General features: G+C 54.7%; 21 protein-coding genes. 18 read left to right on the top strand and 3 right to left on the bottom strand.

Annotated features, from left to right (window positions below; translation table 11 throughout):
• Positions 1-43: 43 nt before the first annotated feature.
• The 4 genes from rlmJ (at position 44) to MIH19_RS15210 (ending at position 2,567) form a co-directional block, all read left to right on the top strand.
• Positions 44-880, top strand: a complete 837-nt coding sequence (gene rlmJ / locus MIH19_RS15225; protein WP_249005673.1) for a 23S rRNA (adenine(2030)-N(6))-methyltransferase RlmJ — start codon at positions 44-46, stop codon at positions 878-880.
• A 230-nt stretch (positions 881-1,110) separates the two neighbouring features.
• Positions 1,111-1,380 (top strand): hypothetical protein, encoded by a 270-nt coding sequence (locus MIH19_RS15220; RefSeq protein ID WP_249005672.1) that lies wholly within the window; start codon positions 1,111-1,113, stop codon positions 1,378-1,380.
• Complete coding sequence (locus tag MIH19_RS15215) at positions 1,381-1,602, top strand: hypothetical protein (RefSeq protein ID WP_249005671.1); 222 nt, start codon at positions 1,381-1,383, stop codon at positions 1,600-1,602.
• A 239-nt stretch (positions 1,603-1,841) separates the two neighbouring features.
• Entirely contained in the window at positions 1,842-2,567 is a 726-nt protein-coding gene (locus MIH19_RS15210; protein WP_249005670.1) for a mechanosensitive ion channel domain-containing protein, read from the top strand.
• 29 nt (positions 2,568-2,596) lie between these two features.
• Here the strand turns inward: MIH19_RS15210 and MIH19_RS15205 are convergent, their stop codons facing one another.
• A complete protein-coding gene (locus tag MIH19_RS15205) occupies positions 2,597-2,998 on the bottom strand; it encodes a DUF4168 domain-containing protein (protein ID WP_249005669.1) in 402 nt (133 codons plus the stop codon).
• Between the two features lie 151 nt (positions 2,999-3,149).
• Between MIH19_RS15205 and MIH19_RS15200 the strand changes: the two genes are divergently transcribed.
• The 4 genes from MIH19_RS15200 to MIH19_RS15185 all read left to right on the top strand — a co-directional run bounded on the left by MIH19_RS15200 (position 3,150) and on the right by MIH19_RS15185 (position 6,112).
• Complete coding sequence (locus MIH19_RS15200; protein WP_249005668.1) at positions 3,150-4,070, top strand: DMT family transporter; 921 nt, start codon at positions 3,150-3,152, stop codon at positions 4,068-4,070.
• Positions 4,060-4,344, top strand: a complete 285-nt coding sequence (locus MIH19_RS15195) for a GIY-YIG nuclease family protein (RefSeq protein WP_249005667.1) — start codon at positions 4,060-4,062, stop codon at positions 4,342-4,344. The genes MIH19_RS15200 and MIH19_RS15195 overlap by 11 nt, the downstream gene beginning before the upstream one ends.
• 77 nt (positions 4,345-4,421) lie before the next feature.
• Positions 4,422-5,417, top strand: a complete 996-nt coding sequence (locus MIH19_RS15190; RefSeq protein WP_249005666.1) for an alpha/beta hydrolase — start codon at positions 4,422-4,424, stop codon at positions 5,415-5,417.
• 38 nt (positions 5,418-5,455) lie between these two features.
• A complete protein-coding gene (locus tag MIH19_RS15185) occupies positions 5,456-6,112 on the top strand; it encodes an OmpA family protein (protein WP_249005665.1) in 657 nt (218 codons plus the stop codon).
• Positions 6,113-6,166: 54 nt separating this feature from the next.
• On the opposite strand, the gene MIH19_RS15180 is transcribed toward MIH19_RS15185, so the two are convergent.
• Positions 6,167-7,054 (bottom strand): LysR family transcriptional regulator, encoded by an 888-nt coding sequence (locus tag MIH19_RS15180; protein ID WP_249005664.1) that lies wholly within the window; start codon positions 7,052-7,054, stop codon positions 6,167-6,169.
• A gap of 125 nt (positions 7,055-7,179) precedes the next feature.
• Between MIH19_RS15180 and trpB the strand changes: the two genes are divergently transcribed.
• The 8 genes from trpB (at position 7,180) to MIH19_RS15140 (ending at position 16,403) form a co-directional block, all read left to right on the top strand.
• Positions 7,180-8,433: a tryptophan synthase subunit beta gene (trpB, locus tag MIH19_RS15175; RefSeq protein WP_249005663.1), complete on the top strand. Its 1,254-nt coding sequence runs from the start codon at positions 7,180-7,182 to the stop codon at positions 8,431-8,433.
• A 1-nt stretch (position 8,434) separates the two neighbouring features.
• Positions 8,435-9,265 carry a tryptophan synthase subunit alpha gene (gene trpA, locus MIH19_RS15170; protein WP_249005662.1) on the top strand — a complete coding sequence of 277 codons (831 nt, stop codon included), beginning with the start codon at positions 8,435-8,437 and terminating at the stop codon, positions 9,263-9,265.
• A 516-nt stretch (positions 9,266-9,781) separates the two neighbouring features.
• Positions 9,782-10,543: a bacteriorhodopsin-like gene (locus tag MIH19_RS15165; RefSeq protein WP_249005661.1), complete on the top strand. Its 762-nt coding sequence runs from the start codon at positions 9,782-9,784 to the stop codon at positions 10,541-10,543.
• A 147-nt stretch (positions 10,544-10,690) separates the two neighbouring features.
• Positions 10,691-11,695 carry a polyprenyl synthetase family protein gene (locus tag MIH19_RS15160; RefSeq protein WP_249005660.1) on the top strand — a complete coding sequence of 335 codons (1,005 nt, stop codon included), beginning with the start codon at positions 10,691-10,693 and terminating at the stop codon, positions 11,693-11,695.
• A 4-nt stretch (positions 11,696-11,699) separates the two neighbouring features.
• Positions 11,700-13,262, top strand: coding sequence for a phytoene desaturase family protein (gene crtI, locus MIH19_RS15155; protein WP_249005659.1), 1,563 nt, complete (start codon positions 11,700-11,702; stop codon positions 13,260-13,262).
• Positions 13,259-14,230 (top strand): phytoene/squalene synthase family protein, encoded by a 972-nt coding sequence (locus tag MIH19_RS15150; protein WP_249005658.1) that lies wholly within the window; start codon positions 13,259-13,261, stop codon positions 14,228-14,230. Before crtI ends, MIH19_RS15150 begins: the two co-directional genes overlap by 4 nt.
• Positions 14,227-15,444 carry a lycopene cyclase family protein gene (locus MIH19_RS15145; protein WP_249005657.1) on the top strand — a complete coding sequence of 406 codons (1,218 nt, stop codon included), beginning with the start codon at positions 14,227-14,229 and terminating at the stop codon, positions 15,442-15,444. The genes MIH19_RS15150 and MIH19_RS15145 overlap by 4 nt, the downstream gene beginning before the upstream one ends.
• Positions 15,438-16,403, top strand: coding sequence for a Brp/Blh family beta-carotene 15,15'-dioxygenase (locus MIH19_RS15140; RefSeq protein ID WP_249005656.1), 966 nt, complete (start codon positions 15,438-15,440; stop codon positions 16,401-16,403). Before MIH19_RS15145 ends, MIH19_RS15140 begins: the two co-directional genes overlap by 7 nt.
• 158 nt (positions 16,404-16,561) lie before the next feature.
• On the opposite strand, the gene serA is transcribed toward MIH19_RS15140, so the two are convergent.
• Positions 16,562-17,791 carry a phosphoglycerate dehydrogenase gene (serA, locus tag MIH19_RS15135; RefSeq protein WP_249005655.1) on the bottom strand — a complete coding sequence of 410 codons (1,230 nt, stop codon included), beginning with the start codon at positions 17,789-17,791 and terminating at the stop codon, positions 16,562-16,564.
• A gap of 225 nt (positions 17,792-18,016) precedes the next feature.
• Between serA and MIH19_RS15130 the strand changes: the two genes are divergently transcribed.
• Complete coding sequence (locus tag MIH19_RS15130; RefSeq protein WP_249005654.1) at positions 18,017-19,420, top strand: FAD-binding oxidoreductase; 1,404 nt, start codon at positions 18,017-18,019, stop codon at positions 19,418-19,420.
• 19 nt (positions 19,421-19,439) lie between these two features.
• On the top strand, positions 19,440-20,159 hold the full coding sequence (locus MIH19_RS15125; protein WP_249005653.1) for an NAD-dependent deacylase: 720 nt from the start codon (positions 19,440-19,442) through the stop codon (positions 20,157-20,159).
• Position 20,160 lies beyond the last annotated feature (1 nt).

Below are 20,160 nucleotides of genomic sequence, written 5' to 3'. Positions count from 1 at the left end.
GCCGCCCTCGGGCTTAATGGCTTCCATTAAACGGGAGCTATTTATGCTGAGTTATCTCCACGCCTTTCACGCTGGCAATTTCGCCGATGTGCACAAGCACGCTGCGCTTGTGCTGACGCTTAATATGATGCAAGCAAAAGCATCGGGCATTGCCTGTATTGATACCCACGCGGGCAGTGCGCTTTACGATCTTGATAGTGAGCGCGCTCGCAAAACAGCCGAAGCTGACGCGGGTATCCGCAAACTCTGGCCCCAGCTGGACACTCTGAAGTCAGCCGATTGGCCGCTATTTCGGTCGTATTTGCGCGAACTTAATTCGGGTGTGAACCTGCGTCAATATCCCGGATCTCCTGCGTGGTTCGCACATTTTCTGCGTGGGCAGGACAATTTGGGAGTGTTCGAACTGCACCCGTCAGAAACGAACAGTTTGAGCCAGTGGGCTTCTGGCAAACGATTAAAAGTAACCCATCAAGACGGTATGACGGGCTTGTTGAGAGTACTTCCACCCCGTCAGCCGCGCTTATTGGTGTTGATTGACCCGTCTTACGAAGTAAAAACCGACTATAACGCCGTAGCCGAAACACTCCGCCGCGCGTGGCAAAAATGCCGTCACGGGGTGTTTTTGGTGTGGTATCCCATTCTGACCACTGGCCTTGAAAAGACTTTGCTAGACAGTTTCAGGGCTGGCCCGGTTCGCAAAATCCTACGCAGCGAAGTGCGACTGCATACGCCGCCTGAGCGCGGCATGGTCGGTTCGGGAATGCTGGTCATCAACCCGCCGTGGGGCATGGATGAACGTCTGTCGGCGATGATAAGCGACCTAGAGCCGGCTGCAAGGCTGGGCCTGTGTCAACAGACGGAGTGGCTGGTTCCCGAATAACGTCGTAATGCTTTGTTTTAGGACTATGCTATGGATTGTGAGGCCTTTGCAGACGATTAGCGCATTGGAGAGCGAGTGACAAAGCACACACTAGAGCAAAAAAGTAGCGACAGCGCCGATAATGACAGCATTGGGAACGATAATCTGATGCTGCCCGTACCGAATCAGGACACAAGAGTGTTTCAAAGGCACACGCTTATCAATTAATTCTGCCGCCCGACAACCTCCTCATGAGCGAAGAAGCGGCGCGGGAGTGGTGGCAGCAGCAACCGTTGGATAAACCTTGGGTAATCAGCGAGCTGGCCGCTTTCTGGCGTCGCCACCGCAGTGGCCTTGCACTGGTGCAAGAGCTGTTGCGGCGAGTGGCACAAAACAGTGCCGGCGAGGGGATTATTGGTTGCAATAGTTGGTGCTGGCAGTTTTGGACCAGCTACTACCCAGATGCCCAGTTTGCACCTTGGATGCCGGCTCCCATGACGACCGAGCGTTTAGGTGCCTAGTTGCAGCAACTGGCGTGTCACAGCCGCGATGACGTACCGATCGTGCGAATGACGACGGATGGCTTATACGTGCTGCCGTTGGAACCAGAGGAAACCGATGAAAAGCCGGGGGAAAATCGTAAATACAGCGAGTTCTTACGTAATCTGGCGGCAGATTCCCGCGGAATTCCGGGCATCGCTTTGTCTATGTGGCGCCGTGCCCAGACGCAGTTTTTGAGCTGAGTTGGCCGGAACAGAAGTCGTTGGCCTATCAGGAAATGGCCGCAGATGCGTCATGGCGAGTCACTCCGCTTGGGTATCCAAGCGTCCGCCGGCATTTGCAGACGTGGGGATTTCCCATTGATCGTTTCTGATTATACCGACGAACACGGGGAGAGCGATCGATGAAAGAAGGGCTCGGTTTAAAACATGCTCTGGACAGCATAACGTCCGAAGCGTTGTGGTAGGCGTTAATTCTGATTGTGAGCGCGTCACTGCTGAGCTGGGCAGTGCAGAATGTTTTCCCCCGTATAGCCGCCAAACTCGGCGGTAAACCTCGACTGTACTTATTGGCATCGGTGCCGCTGCTGCGATTAGTGATTATCGTCGCTACTGTCATTCTGGTGGTGCCGATTCTGGTGAAGCCGACTTTAGAGAATATGGTGGCTATTTTTGGCGCCTTGGCGCTGGCGCTGGGTTTTGCATTCAAAGACTACGCCAATAGCCTGATTGCCGGCATTGTTACCCTTTACGAAATGCCGTACCGGCCTGGCGACTGGATAGAAATTGACGGCCAATACGGCGAAGTGCGTGCGATTGGCACCCGCGCTGCCGAATTGTTAACGCCAGACGACACGGTGATTGTGGTACCTCATAGCAAACTGTGGGATTCGTTGATTGCCAACGGCAATGACGGCACTGATCATCTTATGTGTGTTGCCGAGTTTCACCTGCAACCCCACCATGACATGGCGAGAGTGATGACGTTGCTGCGCACTGTTGCATTCACCCACCCGCTCACCAAAACCTGGAAGCCAGTTCTGGTGGTAGTATCTAACGAACCGTGGGGTATGGTTTACAGGCTTAAAGCATCTCCGATAAAGCCAAGCGCCCAGTTTCGATTTATCAGTGAACTAACCGCTACTGGCGCGCAGGTTATGGCCACCGAGGGTATCGGTTTTGTATCTGCGCCGGTGACTGGAAACTGACCCAGACGGCTCATTCGGGGGCGACGACATCAGGGCATCAAGGCGTCAACTCGGTTGCGAATGCTCGGTTCGCTGTTGTACGCGAATGCGATGGCGTTATAAGTTTCAACATCCAGATTCTGACTTTCAATAATTTTTGCCATTCGCACATTCACTTCTTCGCCCAGTTTTTTTGCGTCAGCCTCAGACTCGGCGCTGTCAATGCGATCTTTGTAATCGTTTTCTAAATCGCTAATCTGTTGTTGTGCATTCACGAACTTGTGTAGCTGTGCATCGTTGTAAAACGCTGTGTGTGTTCCGGCCGCTGCAGGCTTGCTGAAACTTTCCGTAATCTTCTCAATCGCCGGTGTCTGCTGAGCCATGGCGCCGGCAGCGCTGAGCAGGCTAACGAGCGTTGTGGTGGTAAGAACGCTTAGAATCCGTTTGTTCATGGCGATAGTCTCCGATGATGGCGAAAAATCAGTTGTTAGGCTGGCATAAGGCAATATTGTTAGCAAATTACCGACCTGTATAAGGACGGTAAGGATGGGTATACTGCGTTGCCCATAGTCCGGCGTCAAAGCCGCGGTGAGAGTTTAAACTATGACCAATCAAAAACAGGCCATGATGTACGGCCTTACCACGGTATTACTGTGGTCCACCGTGGCCACCGCGTTCAAGTTGGCACTGGCGGATCTATCTCCGCTGCAGCTGCTGTTAATTGCCTGTGTGGCCTCTATCCTGGTGATGGGCACAATTCTGGGGCTTCAGGGCCGCTGGCGCTTGGTGTTCCAGTTGCGCAGCGGGCAGTATGCGCAGTCATTTATGATGGGCCTTATTAACCCGTGCCTGTACTATTTCCTCCTGTTTGGCGCCTTTGACCGCCTGCCGGCCCAGGAAGCCCAGCCCATCAATTACACCTGGGCGCTGGTGTTGGCTTACCTGTCTGTTCCCTTTCTGGGCCAACGTTTGCGCGGGCGCGACATTGCGGCCGGGCTGGTGTGCTACGCCGGCGTATTTGTGATTGCCACCCGTGGCGCGGTAACCGACCTGAGCTTTTCGGACCCGGTGGGAGTGGCTTTTGCCGTTGGCAGTACGTTGGTATGGGCGAGCTATTGGATTATTGCCACCCGCGATACCCGCGACCCAGTGGTGGGCTTGTTCCTGAATTTTCTATTTGGTTTGCCAGTGATTGTTGCAGCGGCCATAGCCACCGACAGTCTGCACTTTCCGCTGACGGGTTCCTTGCTGGCGGCCGGTTATGTTGGCGTGTTTGAAATGGGCATTGCGTTCGTGCTTTGGTCCTACGCCATGAAAAAAGCCGAAAACACGGCGAAAGTCAGCAACCTTATTTTCATATCGCCGTTTTTGTCGCTGGTGTTTATCTGGTTTATTTTGGGCGAGCGGATTTTGCCGTCTACTTATGTTGGGCTGGTACTGATTATGGCCGGCTTGTGGTTGCAGCAGAAAAAAGCCTCACAGAAACAGGATGCCGCCGCAGGAGTCGTGAGCGGTGGCGGTTGAGTGGTCGGTTTACCTGGTGCGAACCGCCGCTGGCGCCTTATACACCGGGGTGTCTACGGATGTGGAGCGGCGTTTTTCAGAACATCAGGGCAGCGTCAAAGGTGCTCGCAGCCTTCGCGGCAAGGGCCCGCTGGTTCTGGCGTTCCAGAGCTGTGTTGGTGGCCGCGCTCAAGCCATGCAGTTAGAGTGGAAAATCAAACGCTGGCCCAAAAACCGTAAAGAGGCCCTGTGCAATGGCCAGCTTGCGCTGGACGACTGGCTCTCCGACCAGTAGGGTTTCGTGAGCTTAAAGGCGCAGAACATGACGCCCTCAACGAATGTTTCTTACTCACCACAGGTGTTTAGCCCCTCGTGTACTGGAAAACAGATACTATAAAAATACCCGACTGGGACCGTAACTCGTTGCTGGACAGGCTGGAAGCGTTCGAGCCAGAAAACAAGCGAGAACTGAGCCGTGAAATGATGGCTTACTGTCATTTTTATGGGCTGGACCTTTGGGTAGAGCATTCGCAGGTGGAATACCACCAAGGCTATGTGAACTCCGGCAAGCATCAGGTCATGGTGCACTATTACCGCAGTGCAGCCGCAACACATTGCCGCGGAACGGTTTTTGTAATGCACGGTTATTTCGACCATGTCGGGCTTTACACCCAGCTGATAGATCGTTGCTTGGGGGAAGGCTTTGACGTGCTGGCGTATGACCAGCCGGGCCACGGGCTTTCCAGTGGCACTCCGGCGGCTATAGGCAGCTTTCTGGAGTACCAGCTGGTGCTTAGCGATGTAACGGCAAAGGTGCGACACAAAATTCGCGGGCCTTGGTATGCCGTGGGGCAGAGCACGGGCGGCGCCATACTGATTGACTATCTGCTGTCGAATCATCATACCCGGGCCACATCAGAGTTTCGCAAAGTGGTTTTACTGGCGCCGCTGATACGCCCCGCCGGCTGGGTTAAAGCCCGCGTGTTGCACACGGTGCTTAAGCCGTTTGTCAGCCGTTGGCGGCGGGTATTCAGTGCCAACAGCGGCAACTCGGAGTTTTTGAAATTTCTACGTAACGCCGACCCGTTGCAGGCCCGCGCTGTTCACGTTGACTGGGTTTCGGCATTGCGTCAGTGGGTGCCTCATATTGAGTCTGCGCGCCCGGTTGAGTTCGATATAACCGTAGTCCAGGGTGAAAAAGACCTGACCGTAGATTGGCCCCATAATTTGCGGATTATTCGTAACAAGTTTGCGCGGGTTCATGAAGTCAAGTTGCCACGGGGCAGGCACCATTTGGTCAACGAGGCCCACGATTTGCAGGCAACGGTGTTTAACACGATTATCGATACATTCACGACAGACGTGTGAACACGCTGTCGCAGACCCACGGAAAGAAGGAAAGTGTTGTGAAAAAAACCATACTTGCGGTAACACTGGCCAGCCTGACGCTTGGCGGCTGTATGACATACGACCCATACACCGGCGAACAGAAAACATCGAACGCCACCAAGGGTAGCGTGATTGGCGCACTTGGCGGTGCTGTAATTGGTGTGGCTACCTCCAGCAAAAGCGATCGCGGCAAAGGTGCGCTGATTGGCGCTGCAGCTGGCGGTGCTTTAGGTGGCGGTATTGGTGTGTATATGGATCGCCAGGAAGTGCAACTGCGCCAGCAGCTTGAAGGTACCGGCGTGCGCGTGGTGCGTAATGGCGACCAGATCTCGCTGGTGATGCCTGGCAACATTACTTTTAACCTCAACCAGACTAGTATCCGCTCGCAGTTTGCCGGAACTCTGGATTCTGTTGCCTTAGTACTGAAAGAATTTGACCAAACTATTATTCAAATAGAAGGGCACACCGACAGCCAAGGCGCCGATAGCTATAACCAGTTGTTGAGTGAGAGCCGCGCGTCTTCTGTTCGTGACTTTCTGTTAAATCAGGGTATTGAGTCCAAGCGTACCCGCGCGGTGGGTTACGGAGAACGTTCCCCGGTGACGTCTAACGACACCGAATCCGGCCGTGAACAGAACCGTCGCGTTGAACTAACGCTGGTACCTATGCGTTAAAGCGGATGTCCGTGCGCTAACGCGACGGAGTTAGGTTCAACTCCCGGATTAGAGTCACTGTGCCAGCGCCTTGGCCAGCCAATCGGCCAGGCGCTGGGCCCGCGGCGACACCGTATCACCGGGAAGCCGCAGGCACAGGGTGTCGCGGGTCTCTATAAAACCCCAGGGCGCCAGCAGTCGCCCGCTGCGAAGGTCTTCTTCCACCAGATATTGCGGCGCTATTGCCACGCCCAGCCCTACCAATGCGGCCTCTAGCATGTAATTTAAATGTTCGAATGATTGCCGTATCGGCAAACTCTGCGTATCTAATTGCTGATGCTTACACCATTGTGGCCAGGCTTGCGGCCGTGACAGGGTTTCCAGTAGCGGCAACTCCAGCAGTGCGCTCGCCGGCATGTCTGGGTTGGCAGGGGCCAGCCCGGGGGCCATCACCGGTCCAATTCGTTCAGGACCCAGAACAATCAGGTTTTGGCCTGAGGGCGCCGGCGCCGAGGTGAAGCCCAGAGCAGCGTCTACCCCCGCGGGCAGGTGCAGCTCTTCGTCGGTGGTGGTCAGGTGAATGTCCAGGCCGGGGCAGTCCTGGCGTAACCGGCCCAGGCGCGGAATAAACCAGCGCGCCAGAAAGCTACCCGAGCAGCTCAACACCAGGGGCGCATCACGGGCCTCTCGCCGCAGGCGATCGCAAACCTGTTCCAACTGTGAGAAAACCGAATCCGTGGTGGCGAACAGCTGATGGCCTGCGGCGGTCAAAGCAATGCCGCGGCCCTGGCGTTCGAATAACGCTATGCCGAGTTGTTGTTCAAGCTGGCCGATTTGCCGGCTGATGGCGCCGTGAGTCACGCTTAGGGTTTCAGCGGCGCGGCTCATGCTGAGCAAGCGTGCTGCAGCATTAAAGGCGCGCAGCGCATTCAGCGACGGTAAAGGTAGGTTGGCATGTTCCATAAATCGGTTACTTTTTCTCACAGGTTGGTGCGATTTTATCGATTTTCCTCTGTGCTGTCCTGCTTTACACTGGATATCAATTAGAAATCGAACAGAAATCGAATCAGCGCAATGGAGTCAATCGCATGAGCACAGCAACCACGCTTCGACAGGGCCCGGATATCAACGGCTTTTTTGGTCATTTTGGTGGCCGTTTTGTGGCCGAGACCCTGATGCCGCTCATTCTTGAACTGCAAAAAGAATACACAACTGCACGCAACTCAAAAGACTTTATTGATGAGATGGATGCGCTGCGCCGTGACTTTGTCGGCCGCAAGAGCCCGTTGTATTTGGCTGAGCGCTTAACCGAACAGCTCGGCGGGGCCAAGGTTTACCTTAAGCGTGAAGATCTTCTGCACACCGGCGCTCACAAGATCAATAATTGCCTGGGCCAGATTTTGCTGGCCAAACGCATGGGTAAAACCCGCATCATTGCGGAAACCGGGGCGGGCATGCACGGTGTGGCAACCGCCACGGTAGCTGCGCGCTTTGGTATGGAGTGCGTGGTGTACATGGGCAGCGTCGACATTCACCGTCAGCAGCCCAACGTGCAGCGCATGCGATTGCTGGGTGCAAAAGTAATCCCGGTCACCAGCGGTGCAGGCACCTTGAAAGATGCCATGAATGAAGCCCTGCGTGACTGGGTGACCAACGTGGCCGATACTTTTTATATCATCGGCACAGTCGCAGGCCCGCATCCCTATCCGGCCATGGTGCGTGATTTCCAATCGATTATTGGTGAAGAAACCCGCGAGCAGATTCTTGAGCGCGAAGGGCGCCTGCCTGACACGCTGGTAGCCTGTGTGGGTGGCGGCTCAAACGCCATGGGCCTGTTTCATCCATTTCTGGATGATGAGAGCGTCGCTATGGTGGGTGTTGAAGCTGCCGGTGAAGGCCTGGACAAGCGCCACGCGGCCAGCCTGAAAGGCGGCACTCCTGGCGTATTGCACGGCAACCGTACCTTCTTGCTGCAATCCGCTGACGGGCAGATTCAGGATGCCCATTCGATTTCGGCGGGCCTGGATTACCCGGGCATTGGCCCTGAACACGCCTGGTTAAATGATATTGGCCGGGTCAGCTACGCCGCCATTACCGATGACGAAGCTTTGGAAGCCTTCCACACTCTGTGCCGTATTGAAGGTATTATTCCGGCGCTGGAAACAGCCCATGCTATTGCCTATGTGATGAAAGTGGCCCCGACATTGCCGCAGGATCATTTGATTGTTATTAACCTGAGCGGCCGCGGTGATAAAGACATGTCTACCGTCCTTGCCGCCATGGACGCCAGTGCTGAAAACGCTGATAAAGACGCTGGAAAAGACGTTAAAAGGGAAGCCTGATATGAGCGCAAGTCGTATTGATCGTTGTTTTGAAGCCTTGCGCGAGCAAGATCGTGCTGCCCTGGTTACGTTTGTAACCGCAGGCTATCCGGACTACCAGCACAGCGCGGAGATTCTAAAAGGGTTGCCTGAAGCCGGTGCCGATATCATCGAGCTGGGGATGCCGTTCACCGACCCTATGGCCGATGGCGTGCCCATTCAGCTTGCGAGCCAGCGGGCTTTGGCCGGTGGTCACAACACCATCAAAACCCTGCAGATGGTGCGTGAATTTCGTGAGCATAATCAGGACACGCCGATTGTACTGATGGGCTATTACAACCCGATTTACTGCTACGGAGTAGATCGGTTTCTACACGACGCCGCAGCATCTGGTGTAGACGGCATGATCGTGGTGGACTTGCCACCAGAGCATGACAACGAACTGTGCGTGCCGGCCCGCGAAGCCGGTATCCACTTTATTCGCCTGGCAACGCCCACCACTGATGCGGCCCGGCTGCCAAGTGTGTTGGCAAATACCTCTGGTTTTTTGTATTACGTCTCCAGCACCGGTGTTACGGGTTCTGCCGCACCTACTGCTGAAAAAGTGGAAAAAGAACTGGCGCGGATTCGCGAGCATACAAACTTGCCAGTGGCCGTGGGCTTTGGCATTCGCACTGCCCCCCAAGCTGAACGTATTGCGCGTTTTGCGGATGCCGTAGTGGTGGGCTCGGCTTTGGTGGAGTGCATAGCCAATGCAGATACCGAAGCGCAGGGCCGCGATGATGTTTTGTCACTGACGCGGGAACTTTCGACTGCGGTTAGAGAAGCACGGGCAACATTGAGCGCTTCCTGAGCGCTGTCATTCGCTAGCGAAAGCGTCTGAAGAGCCTGTCCGAGTTTGCGCTCGGGCAGGCTTTTTTATTGGTTGCCAGTCTATGAGTGGGCAGCCATTGCCCACTCATGAACTAAACTTTCCTGAGCCTTTTTCTACATGTCGTATCATTAACGTATGTGGTAATCCTGCACCACGTTGCGGTGCCGTCACAAGGAAGAAAAGCGGCTTTGGCGCAGACACCAGCCTGCAGCGAAAACGCAATTTTCTAGCTTGCCTGTCATTTTTACGGAAAATTATTCATGAATAGCGGTATGAGCCTGATCTAAAAAATCGGTTAAACGTAAGTACCAATTGTAAGGTTTTTTTTATCTTGTCCCCAAGGTTGGCAGTCGGGTAAAAAAGCTTTAAAAACATGCCGATGGCTGACTTCTTAATACAACAAGTGAGAGGGTTAAGGACATGTTAGAGCTCGAAAGTTTATCAGTTGGTCAATATGGTTTTATAAGCAATGTTTTTTCTTTCGGTTTTGCCGTCATGGCATCGGCCACATTGTTTTTGTGGTTGATGAAGTCGTCTGTTGCGCCGGCCTATCGAATGGCCATCACAATCAGCGGTTTGGTGACGGCTATTGCAGCCTATCATTACCTCCAAATCATGCTCTCTTGGCACGGGGCTGCATCGGTGACTACGGGTGACGTATTGGCTTCGGGTGAAGGCTTTAACCGAGCGTACCGCTATGTAGATTGGCTGTTAACAGTGCCTTTGCTGCTGGTTGAGCTGATTTTGGTGATGAAGCTCAGCAATAGCGAGACCGTGAGCCGGTCTGTCAAGCTTGGTGGTGCAGCCGCGCTAATGATTGTTCTTGGCTATCCTGGCGAAGTTGCGAGTGAAGTCGGAACCCGGGCACTTTTCTGGATTCTGTCGATGATCCCGTTCCTGTACATCGTGCGTGAGCTGGTAATCGGTCTTAAAGAATCTATTTCACAGCAGCCGGACGAAGTGAAAGGCCTGATAAGCACAGCATCTATTCTGGTGGTGGCTTCCTGGGCATTTTACCCAATCGTCTATTTGCTACCACTGCTTGGCGTAACCGGCGGTTCAGCGATTGTTGCTGTTGAAACCGGCTACACCATTGCTGACATTGTTGCGAAAGCCGTGTTCGGGCTGTTGATCTTTACGATTGCAGTGCGCAAGGGTAAGGCAGATGAGCGTGAACATGTGAAAGTACCAGCAGAAACAGCCGCGCAAGCAGAGCAGAAAACCCCGGTGAAAAAAGGCGCCTTAACGCAGTCGTAAGATCAGTCGGAACTTGACTGCTGATTGCCAGCCATTGTGATCAAACCGGCACGGACCAGGTCTGTGCCGGTTCCGCCTTTTCCCTTTAAGATTGAGCGGGCTCAATAAGCGGCTTTCAGTACTCATCCCCGGGTAGGGAGAATAACAATGACTGTTTCCGTCTTAGGCGCCGAGTCACCTTTGAAAAAAAACGCCAGTGCTAACGTTGTGGCGGTCCAATCAGCCGACAAGGCCGATCATACGCAAGCGTTGGAGCAGGTTAGGGCATTGATGCTCGACGCTTTGCAAGGTGTAATGGAAGGGCCAGCAAACAACGCCAGCCAATACCAGATCAGTACCAGGGGGAGTTTGTTGCGAGCCCGTCTGGCGCTGGCCAGTTGCAGAAGTTTTGAATGTTCCCAAGAATACGCGGTTGTTGCAGCGGCATGCTGCGAACTCATCCACAACGCGTCTTTAGTCCACGATGACCTCCTCGACGGCGATCACCTCCGAAGAGGGCAGCCGACAGTATGGAAACGACACGGCAGAGGTGTCGCTTTGTGCGCCGGCGATTTACTTCTTTGTACGGCTTTTGCTGTGTCCGCTGGTTTGGACGATGCCCAGCAATCCCGTCTTTTGACACAATATTTGGCGGCGATGACCGGTCGGGTTATTGTCGGGCAAAGCATTGAGATTGCACCGGTAGAACCCGGCGTTCAGCCCCGGTTCAAGGCTTATATAGAAGCTGCGCAAGCCAAAACTGTGCCACTGATCCAGCTTCCGCTGATGACAGGTGCGATAGCGGCGAAGGCTGAGTTGTCGGTTCTGGACTCTATAAAGCGGTTCGCAGAGGCGGTTGGTCTGGCCTATCAGATCATCGACGACCTGGACGATCTGGCGGAGCCAATGGCTGATTTGGACACCAAGGTGAAATCGCTCCATCCTTTTCATGCATGGCACCATCATCGTGGCAGATTGAGCGACAGTCCGGAACTTAGAGTCCAAAGGGCGACCCGCCACGCGCTGGCTGCATTGCAGCGTGGCCGACGCCAGCTTAAGCGTCTCGAAACACAGATGGCTACGCCGATTACGCCCACGCTCGGCCCGTTACTCATGAAATTGGAAGGCAGAGCACAAGCACATCGCTACACCCTTGGATCGAATGGGGAGTGATGTCATGACACAACAACTACGTGGGGTTAGTGCGGCGAAAACAGCGGTGGTTGTTGGAGCCGGATTTGGCGGACTTGCTGTTGCCTTACGCTTGTTGGCTCGAGGTTATAATGTCGACCTGTTGGAAAAGCACGAGGATTTGGGGGGGCGAGCCAGAACCTTCGAACTGGATGGCCACAGCTTTGATGCCGGGCCAACCGTCATTACCGCGCCTTTTCTTTTTGCTGAATTGTTCGAACGTTTTGGTGAAGTTCTAAAAGATCAGGTGACACTGTTGCCGGTGTCGCCCTTTTACCGCATGGACTTTGCCGATGGCAGTCACTTTGACTATCACGGCACAACAGAGGCGCTGGTTGAAGAGATTGACCGGCTCTCGCCGGGCGAAGGCGAACATTACCCGCAATTCCTGCGAGCCGCCGAAGCAATGTACGATCGCGGCTTCACCGAGTTGGCACAACGGCCTTTTACCCGAGTCGCGGACATGTTGGAGGTTTTGCCAGACCTCATTAAACTCAGGGCCGACCGGAGTATTTACCAATTCGTTTCCCAGTTTTTCAGCGATGAGCGTCTGCGCAGAGCTTTCTCTGTGCCTTCTCTGCTGGTGGGGGGTAACCCGTTTCAAACATCGTCACTTTACGCCCTGATTCATGCTTTGGAGCGTAAAAGCGGTGTTTGGTATGTACAAGGCGGAACCGGTGTATTGATTAAAGCATTGGCGGAGCTGTTCCAGCGACACGGCGGTCGCTTGCACGTCGGCCAGTCAGTTCAGTATCTGGACATGGACGGCCTGAACGTGCGCGCCGCTGTGACCGACCAGGGCCGGCGTTTTGATGCCGACTTGGTGGTGAGTAACGCGGACCCGCTCTACGTTTACGATCACTGGATTGAAAGAACCACTCGCCAGCGGCTTGCCGACAGCCATAGGGCACGGTTAAAGCAGTCTATGGGGCTGTTTGTGCTTTATTTCACCACCGAGCGGGTTTACTCCGACATTGAACACCACACGATTGTGTTTGGTGAAACCTTCCGGGAAATTTTGACCGAGATTTTTGAACAGCGCCAGATTCCGGAAGATCTGAGCTTGTATTTGCACCGGCCCGGCGCGACAGACCCGACCATGGCGCCAAAAAATGGTGACGCCTTTTATGTCCTGGCCCCGGTCCCTAATCTTCAGGGCAATCAGGATTGGGATCAGATTTCTACTGACGTTGAAGATCAAATTATCAACATTTTGACTCAGCGCCTCATGCCGGACCTTCCGCAGCAGATCCGCGCCAAACGCAGCATTTCGCCCACCTATTTCCACACTGAACTGAACAGTCCTTTTGGCAGCGGGTTCTCCATTGCGCCTACACTCACGCAGTCGGCCGGGCTGCGTTTTCATAACCAGTCGCCGCGCTACCGGAACCTGTTTTTTGTGGGTGCTGGTGTTCATCCCGGTGCAGGCGTGCCAGGTGTCGTGTGCTCGGCAGGTGTGGTTGAGCGCTTAGTGGTCAGAGCCTTTGAATCTCAGGCCGACACCGAAGCGGGAGCGTCAGCAGGCACCGCCATCAGAGGCGTGAAATGACGGATTCGGTGGCCGAGACCACTCTAACCGCAACCGGCGCTGATGTGCTGCGGCGCAAGGGGAAGAGCTTTTATTGGGCCGGCCAGCTATTGACCGCGGAACAGCTTGAGAGCGCCGCAGACCTGTATCGGATATGCCGAAGCATAGACGACTTGGCGGACGAGGCATCAACACCCGCCCAGGCGATGGCCGCTGACCGACAGCTTGGCGAATTCCATCAGGCGCTGATGTCCAGGCCAACATTGGCCGACGAAAACCCCAACCTTTACCAGCAGGCCGAATTGCTGCTGGGAGAACATCCGTTGGCGCTGAGCGCATTAGGAGATCTTGTTGCCACGGTGCGTCGGGATCTTGACCTTGTCAGAGTGGCGGATCAGGCCGAACTCCTTCGTTATTGCTACGGTGTGGCCGGAACGGTAGGGGTTATGATGACGTGCTTGTTAAACGCACGTGAGCGGGAGAAAGCCCTACCGCACGCCATTGATTTGGGAATTGCCATGCAGCTGACCAACATCTCTCGAGATGTTCTGGAGGATGCCCACTTGAACCGCTTATACCTGCCGGCCGATGGGGCAGGGGGTACGATTACGCCAGAAGATATTGTGGCTGGAAATCGAGATGCCCGGCATCAAGCCTGGTTGGGCGTCCGCAATCTGCTGGGCATGTCCGAGGCCTACTATCGCAGTGGGTGGCATGGGTTGGGTTATCTGCCGTTCAGAGCACGTTTAGCCATTGCCGTTGCTGCAAAGGTCTATCGGCAAATTGGCCGACAGATTCTGCAAAGGGGCGAACAACGCTATTGGCAGAGCCGATGTGTGGTTGGCTCTGCCGAGAAATTGAAGGTGTCGGTGGCAGCCGTTGTTCAACTGACGGCAGGCGCTATCAGCCGCCAGTCTATTCGTCACGATCACGAGTTGCATCAAGGCCTGATTACCAGTCTTAAACTGCGCCAGCCGGAAAAGCGATGAACCGCCGTCTTGAAGTCGAACCTGAATCTGGACCGAAGCCCACAAGCCAGCGCGCTGAGCCAAACGCTGAGTATGACCTTGTCATTATCGGAGCCGGGTTAACTGGGCTCAGCCTGGCCTGTTGGCTTCTGCAGTTGGCAGAAGAGGGGCAAACAACATTGCCCAGAGTCTGTTTTCTCGAACCACGAACATCCTATAGTAACGATCGAACATGGTGTTTCTGGGACCTTGAGCCACATCCTTTTCGCGATCTTATCACCCATCGCTGGTTTCGCTGGCAGGTCAGCCAGGGTCATCAAACAGCGTGTCAGTTTGACAGGGACATTGCTTACGCAATGCTGCCGGCAGATGTTCTGTATCGGCATGCATTGGCCAAAATAGACGATATTCCGGCCTTTGATTTACACCTTGGTGTGATCGTTAACGGCGTCGAACACACCGATGATGGCGCCTTAGTGTCGGCGGATCAACGCCGTTGGCAGGCAAAGGCAGTCATAGACACGCGCCCTCCCGACAAGGGTCAGCTGATATTCGGCGTTGGGTTTTGGCAGGTTTTCTCAGGCCTTGAGATTACCTGTCCCAAGCACGGTTTTGATACCTCTACGGCCACACTGATGGATTTTCAGCCTGGATACCCGCACCCGTGTTTTTTGTACCTGTTGCCTCTCGACGAGGACCACTTTCTGATTGAATGGACCGCCTTTCAACCAGAGAAGGAGCCTGCGCCGGACTATCGCTCAGACCTTGATTCATGGCTGCAGCGACAGGACCTGGGGTATTACGAGGTCACAAGAGAGGAGTTTGGTAGCCTGCCTATGTTGCGCATGCCGAATGTTCAGAGCGTTGGTCGGGTGCTCAGGGCAGGCGTCGGTGCAGGCTGGATGAGAGCCGCCACGGGCTATCATTTTGTTAGTTGCCAAAGAGGCAGCGCGGCGCTTGCCCGGCAGATTCTTGCGGCTCATGCCAGTGGCGACTGGATGCTTCAGGGCCCAGTGGTGCGGGCGGGCTGGCTGGACTGGATGGACAGCGTATTTCTGCGGGCATTGAAGCGGCACCCGGACAAAGCACCGCAATGGTTCGTGGGGTTGTTTGCTGCCACGAGTGCCGCACAAATGAGCCGGTTTATGAACGACCAGCCACGCTGGCGTGATGCTCTAGCAGTGGCCAGCGCGCTACCGCCCAGGCCCTTTGTGCGAGCCGCATTGCCATGGTGATAAACGACACCGCTAACACTGAAAATGTGCTTTATCGGAGTTCAGGCGGACGCCTTCACCAGTTCGTTATATTGATCATTGCCAGCCTCGCGCTGATCGTCGGCGTTATGTTGCCGGCTCTGTCTATCGAACAACAGTTCTGGATTGTGTTGCTGCCTATTGGTGTGTTCGGCCTGTCCCACGGGGGCGCGGACCCCATGATTCTCAAGAAACTGACCGCGACGTCGCCAACCGGTTTATTCGTTGTTCTGTGTGTCTACTTGATGGCCTCGTTGGCTTTTGTCGCGCTAATCTGGGTTCTACCGGTGGTGGCGCTGCTGGTGTTTCTGGGATTGTCGGTCTGGCATTTTGGCTATACCGACGAGGCTTTTCTAAGCTTGGCAAAAAACCCTCTGTTGCGTTGGCTAAGCGGGAGCATGCCCATTCTGGGTCCGATGCTCGGGCACCCGCAGCAAACAAGCGAGTTGTTTTCCTGGCTGGTTAAGAGTGACCTACAGGTGGTTTTGGAGATCGTGGTGTGGCTTGGGCCTTATTTGGCGGTGTTTTGGCTTTTGGGCTTCGGATGCCTGTTGTTCGGACGCCTCAACCGACTAGACCCAAGAGTGTGGGTCGAGTTATGCCTGGTGGGTGCGGCCTTGATCGCACTGCCACCGCTTCTGGGATTCGCATTCTATTTTTGTACGATTCACAGCGTGCGTCATTTCCTTTCGATTGCAGAACACCGCTTGTTGTCGAATCAAAAAAGCCTGTTCCAGGCGTTTCCGGCCCGTAAAATCTTGCCTGCAACGCTGGGGGCAATCGCAATGGCGAGTGTCGCCTGGGGAGTGACTATTCTTATTGGGCCTTCGACGAGTTTGCTGGTTGACGCAGTCAGAGTCATGTTCTGGGCGCTGGCGGCGCTGACACTTCCGCACGCTATCATCGTCAGATTATGGTGGAACCAGCGGCTTGCTGGGTGAGAGGACTGCTCAAAAAGATCAGGGACAGATTTCAAATCTATCCCCTTTGAGTAAGAAAACCGGGGCCTCGGCGGGCCAGGGACAGATTTCAAATCTGTCCCTTAAAAGCAAAAAAACCGAGGCCTGAGCCCCGGTTTTTCCTATTCGGCCTTGCGGGCTTAAAACAGCACGCGGCAGCGAATGGTGCCCTTCACTTCCAACAGCTTTTCCAGCGCCAGTTCACCGTAGGCTTTGTCGACGTCGATCACCACGTAGCCGATGTCTTCCTTGGTTTGCAGGTACTGACCACAGACGTTAATACCGTTGGCGGAAAAGACTTGGTTGATTTCTGACATCACGCCCGGCACGTTTTCGTGAATGTGCAGTAGCCGATGCTGGTTCGGATGCGAGGGCAGGGCCACTTCGGGGAAGTTCACGGACGATACGGACGTACCGTTGTCGCTGTACATGGACAGTTTTTCTGCGACTTCACGGCCGATATTTTCCTGGGCTTCTATGGTGGAGCCCCCCACGTGTGGGGTCAGGATCACGTTGTCGAACTCACGTAACGGCGACTCGAATTCTTCTTTGTTAGATTTTGGCTCAACCGGGAACACGTCAATGGCAGCGCCCAGCAGCTTGCCGCTGCGCAGTGAGTCAGCCAAGGCGTCTATGTCGACCACCGTGCCACGTGAGGCGTTCATCAAAATAGAGCCAGGCTTCATATGTGCCAGCTGCTCGGCTTTGAACATGTACTTGGTGGCTGCGGTTTCCGGTACGTGTAGGCTCACCACATCACACAGATTCAGCAGTTCTTGCAGGGAACCCACTTGCGTGGCATTGCCGATGGAGAGTTTAGACACCACATCGTAGAAGTACACGTCCATGCCCAAGCCTTCGGCCAGCACACTGAACTGGGTGCCAATATTGCCATAGCCAATAATGCCCAGCTTCTTGCCGCGGATTTCATAGCTGTCTTTGGCCGACTTTAGCCATTCGCCACGGTGGGCCTTGGCATTCTTTTCCGGCACGCCGCGCAGCAACAAAATGGCTTGCGCCAACACCAGTTCGGCTACCGAGCGGGTGTTGGAAAAGGGCGCATTAAATACCGCCACACCGCGGCGTGTGGCCGCCTGCAGGTCTACCTGATTGGTGCCAATACAGAAGCAACCCACTGCCACCAGCTTCTTGGCGGCTTCGAATACGGCCTCTGTCAGCTGCGTGCGCGATCGTAAGCCGACAAAATGGGCGTCGGCAATTTTCTCGATCAGCTCGTCTTCAGCCAACGAGTGCGACAGGGACTCAATGTTGGTGTAACCGGCGGAGTGCAGCGAATCGAGTGCAGACTGGTGAACACCTTCCAACAACAGGATTCGGATTTTGCTTTTTTGCAGAGACGTATTGGACATGGGCTTACTTTCCAACTTTTTGTCGCGTTTAACCACCCGTGGCCAGTCATCTCAGCTTTACATCGCATGGGCTGGCACACAGAACAGGGGCGGTATGATAACATAATCCTTGGCGTTGGCGGCTTGCAGAGCACTCCTGTTTTTATACAGGCCTGCGCCTCCAGGCGGTCTAATGTTGACTGTACCGCCCCATTTTGAGACACACTTGCGCGAGAGCCCAGCCTGATGACATCTGAACAGATCATAGCCGTCCTGAAGCAACTGATGGCCAAGGGTGATGCCCCGGGTAAAGTGCTGACAGATCCGTCTGATCTTGCCACCTACGGCACCGACTGGACCCGAATATACACGCCAAATCCGGTTGCTATTGCGCTGCCGAAAACCACCGAACACGTGCAGGCGCTGGTTCAGTTCGCTAACCAAAACAAAGTTGCTTTGGTGCCCTCTGGCGGCCGAACTGGCTTGAGCGCCGGCGCCGTAGCCGCCGACGGTGAAGTGGTGGTGGCGTTTGACAATATGAACCAGATTCTGGACTTCAACGCCTGTGACCGCACCGTGCGTTGCCAGGCCGGTGTTATTACTGAACAGCTGCAGAATTTTGCCGAAAAAAACGGCCTTTACTACCCGGTGGACTTTGCGTCCGCCGGCTCCAGCCAGCTGGGCGGCAACCTGTCCACCAACGCCGGTGGCATCAAAGTTATCCGCTATGGCATGAGCCGAGACTGGGTTGCTGGCTTGAAAGTTGTCACCGGTAAAGGCGATGTTCTCGATCTGAACAAAGACCTGGAAAAGAACAACACTGGCTACGACCTGCGCCACTTGTTCATCGGCGCTGAAGGCACTCTGGGTTTTATTACAGAAGCCACCATGAAGCTGTCACGCCAGCCAGACAATCTTACCGTGTTAGTACTGGGCCTGAATGACCTGGGCAGCACTATGGACGTGCTGAACACCTTCCGCAGCAAGCTGGATTTAACCGCCTACGAATTTTTCTCACACCAGGCGATGAATCACGTGCTGGCCCACGGCCAGGTAAAAGCGCCGTTTGACACCGAGGCGCCTTACTATGCGCTGCTGGAATTTGAAGCGGTGTCTGATCAGGTGACGGAACAAGCCATGGAACTGTTCGAGCAGTGCATGGAAAACGGCTGGGTGCTCGACGGCGTGATCAGCCAAAGCGAAACCCAGGCCCAGAACCTGTGGCAGCTGCGCGAGCGCATCTCCGAATCCATCGCCCCGCGTATCCCCTACAAAAACGACATTTCTGTGGTGGTATCCCGGGTGCCGGGCTTTCTGGACGAAATCGACCAGGTGGTCAGCAACCACTATCCGGATTTCGAAATTATCTGGTTTGGCCACATCGGCGACGGCAATCTGCACCTGAACATCCTCAAACCTGAGGACATGGCGAAAGAAGACTTCTTCGAAAAGTGCCAGCAAGTGAATAAGTGGGTGTTTGAAATTGTGGAAAGATACCAAGGCAGCGTGTCCGCCGAACACGGCGTGGGCATGACCAAAAAAGCCTACCTGCAGTACACTCGAAGCGAAGCTGAAATTGCGTACCTGAGAGGCATCAAACAGGTTTTTGACCCTAACGGCATCATCAACCCGGGTAAAATCTTCGACTGATACGGCGGTTAGCGCGCACATGAAGCGACACATCGTAGTACTCACCGGCGCTGGCATCAGCGCCGAAAGCGGCTTGGCCACCTTCCGTGATAGCAACGGATTGTGGGAAAAGCACAACGTACATGATGTAGCCACCCCCGAAGCCTTCCAGCGCGACCCGGCGCTGGTGCTGCGTTTCTACAACGAACGCCGTCGTCAACTGGCCAACACTCTACCCAATCGCGCCCACTGCCTGCTTGCCGAATTGGAGCGCAGTTATCAGGTGACCATAATCACCCAGAACGTAGACGATTTACACGAACGCGGCGGCTCTACCCACGTGTTACACCTGCACGGTGAACTCACCAAGGCCCGTAGCAGCAAAAACCCCCAGGCCATCCACAGCATCGGCTACCGCGATATCAGCTTGGGTGAACGCAGCCAAGACGGCAGCCAACTGCGCCCCCACATCGTCTGGTTCGGCGAAGAAGTCCCGATGCTGGAAGCCGCTATAGACATAGTGCGCAGTGCCGACGACCTGCTCATTGTCGGCACCTCCCTACAAGTCTACCCGGCCGCCGGCCTGGTCCACAAAGTAGAACGCGACGTGCCCATCACCGTTATAGACCCGGTAACCCCCACAGGAAGAGTCTCCCGCGCCCGGTTTATTCAAAAAAGCGCAGTGGAAGGTGTAGCAGAATGGGTAAACAGCTTATCCAGACCTGTGCTGTTAACTCTCAATCCAGACCTGTGCCATTAAC

It is taken from the genome of Marinobacter sp. M1C, from assembly GCF_023314135.1.
Taxonomy (GTDB): domain Bacteria; phylum Pseudomonadota; class Gammaproteobacteria; order Pseudomonadales; family Oleiphilaceae; genus Marinobacter.
The sequence above is the reverse complement of the archived record's forward strand: the minus strand, read 5'-3'. Positions and strand labels throughout refer to the sequence as shown.

Bases quoted from the DNA above. Each gene is read 5' to 3' on its own strand.
- rlmJ (WP_249005673.1), top strand. From the start codon at position 44: ATGCTGAGTTATCTCCACGCCTTTCACGCTGGCAATTTCGCCGATGTG.
- MIH19_RS15220 (WP_249005672.1), top strand. From the start codon at position 1,111: ATGAGCGAAGAAGCGGCGCGGGAGTGGTGGCAGCAGCAACCGTTGGAT.
- MIH19_RS15205 (WP_249005669.1), bottom strand. From the start codon at position 2,998: ATGAACAAACGGATTCTAAGCGTTCTTACCACCACAACGCTCGTTAGC.
- MIH19_RS15200 (WP_249005668.1), top strand. From the start codon at position 3,150: ATGACCAATCAAAAACAGGCCATGATGTACGGCCTTACCACGGTATTA.
- MIH19_RS15180 (WP_249005664.1), bottom strand. From the start codon at position 7,054: ATGGAACATGCCAACCTACCTTTACCGTCGCTGAATGCGCTGCGCGCC.
- trpB (WP_249005663.1), top strand. From the start codon at position 7,180: ATGAGCACAGCAACCACGCTTCGACAGGGCCCGGATATCAACGGCTTT.
- trpA (WP_249005662.1), top strand. From the start codon at position 8,435: ATGAGCGCAAGTCGTATTGATCGTTGTTTTGAAGCCTTGCGCGAGCAA.
- MIH19_RS15165 (WP_249005661.1), top strand. From the start codon at position 9,782: ATGGCATCGGCCACATTGTTTTTGTGGTTGATGAAGTCGTCTGTTGCG.
- MIH19_RS15160 (WP_249005660.1), top strand. From the start codon at position 10,691: ATGACTGTTTCCGTCTTAGGCGCCGAGTCACCTTTGAAAAAAAACGCC.
- crtI (WP_249005659.1), top strand. From the start codon at position 11,700: ATGACACAACAACTACGTGGGGTTAGTGCGGCGAAAACAGCGGTGGTT.
- MIH19_RS15150 (WP_249005658.1), top strand. From the start codon at position 13,259: ATGACGGATTCGGTGGCCGAGACCACTCTAACCGCAACCGGCGCTGAT.
- MIH19_RS15145 (WP_249005657.1), top strand. From the start codon at position 14,227: ATGAACCGCCGTCTTGAAGTCGAACCTGAATCTGGACCGAAGCCCACA.
- MIH19_RS15140 (WP_249005656.1), top strand. From the start codon at position 15,438: ATGGTGATAAACGACACCGCTAACACTGAAAATGTGCTTTATCGGAGT.
- serA (WP_249005655.1), bottom strand. From the start codon at position 17,791: ATGTCCAATACGTCTCTGCAAAAAAGCAAAATCCGAATCCTGTTGTTG.
- MIH19_RS15130 (WP_249005654.1), top strand. From the start codon at position 18,017: ATGACATCTGAACAGATCATAGCCGTCCTGAAGCAACTGATGGCCAAG.
- MIH19_RS15125 (WP_249005653.1), top strand. From the start codon at position 19,440: ATGAAGCGACACATCGTAGTACTCACCGGCGCTGGCATCAGCGCCGAA.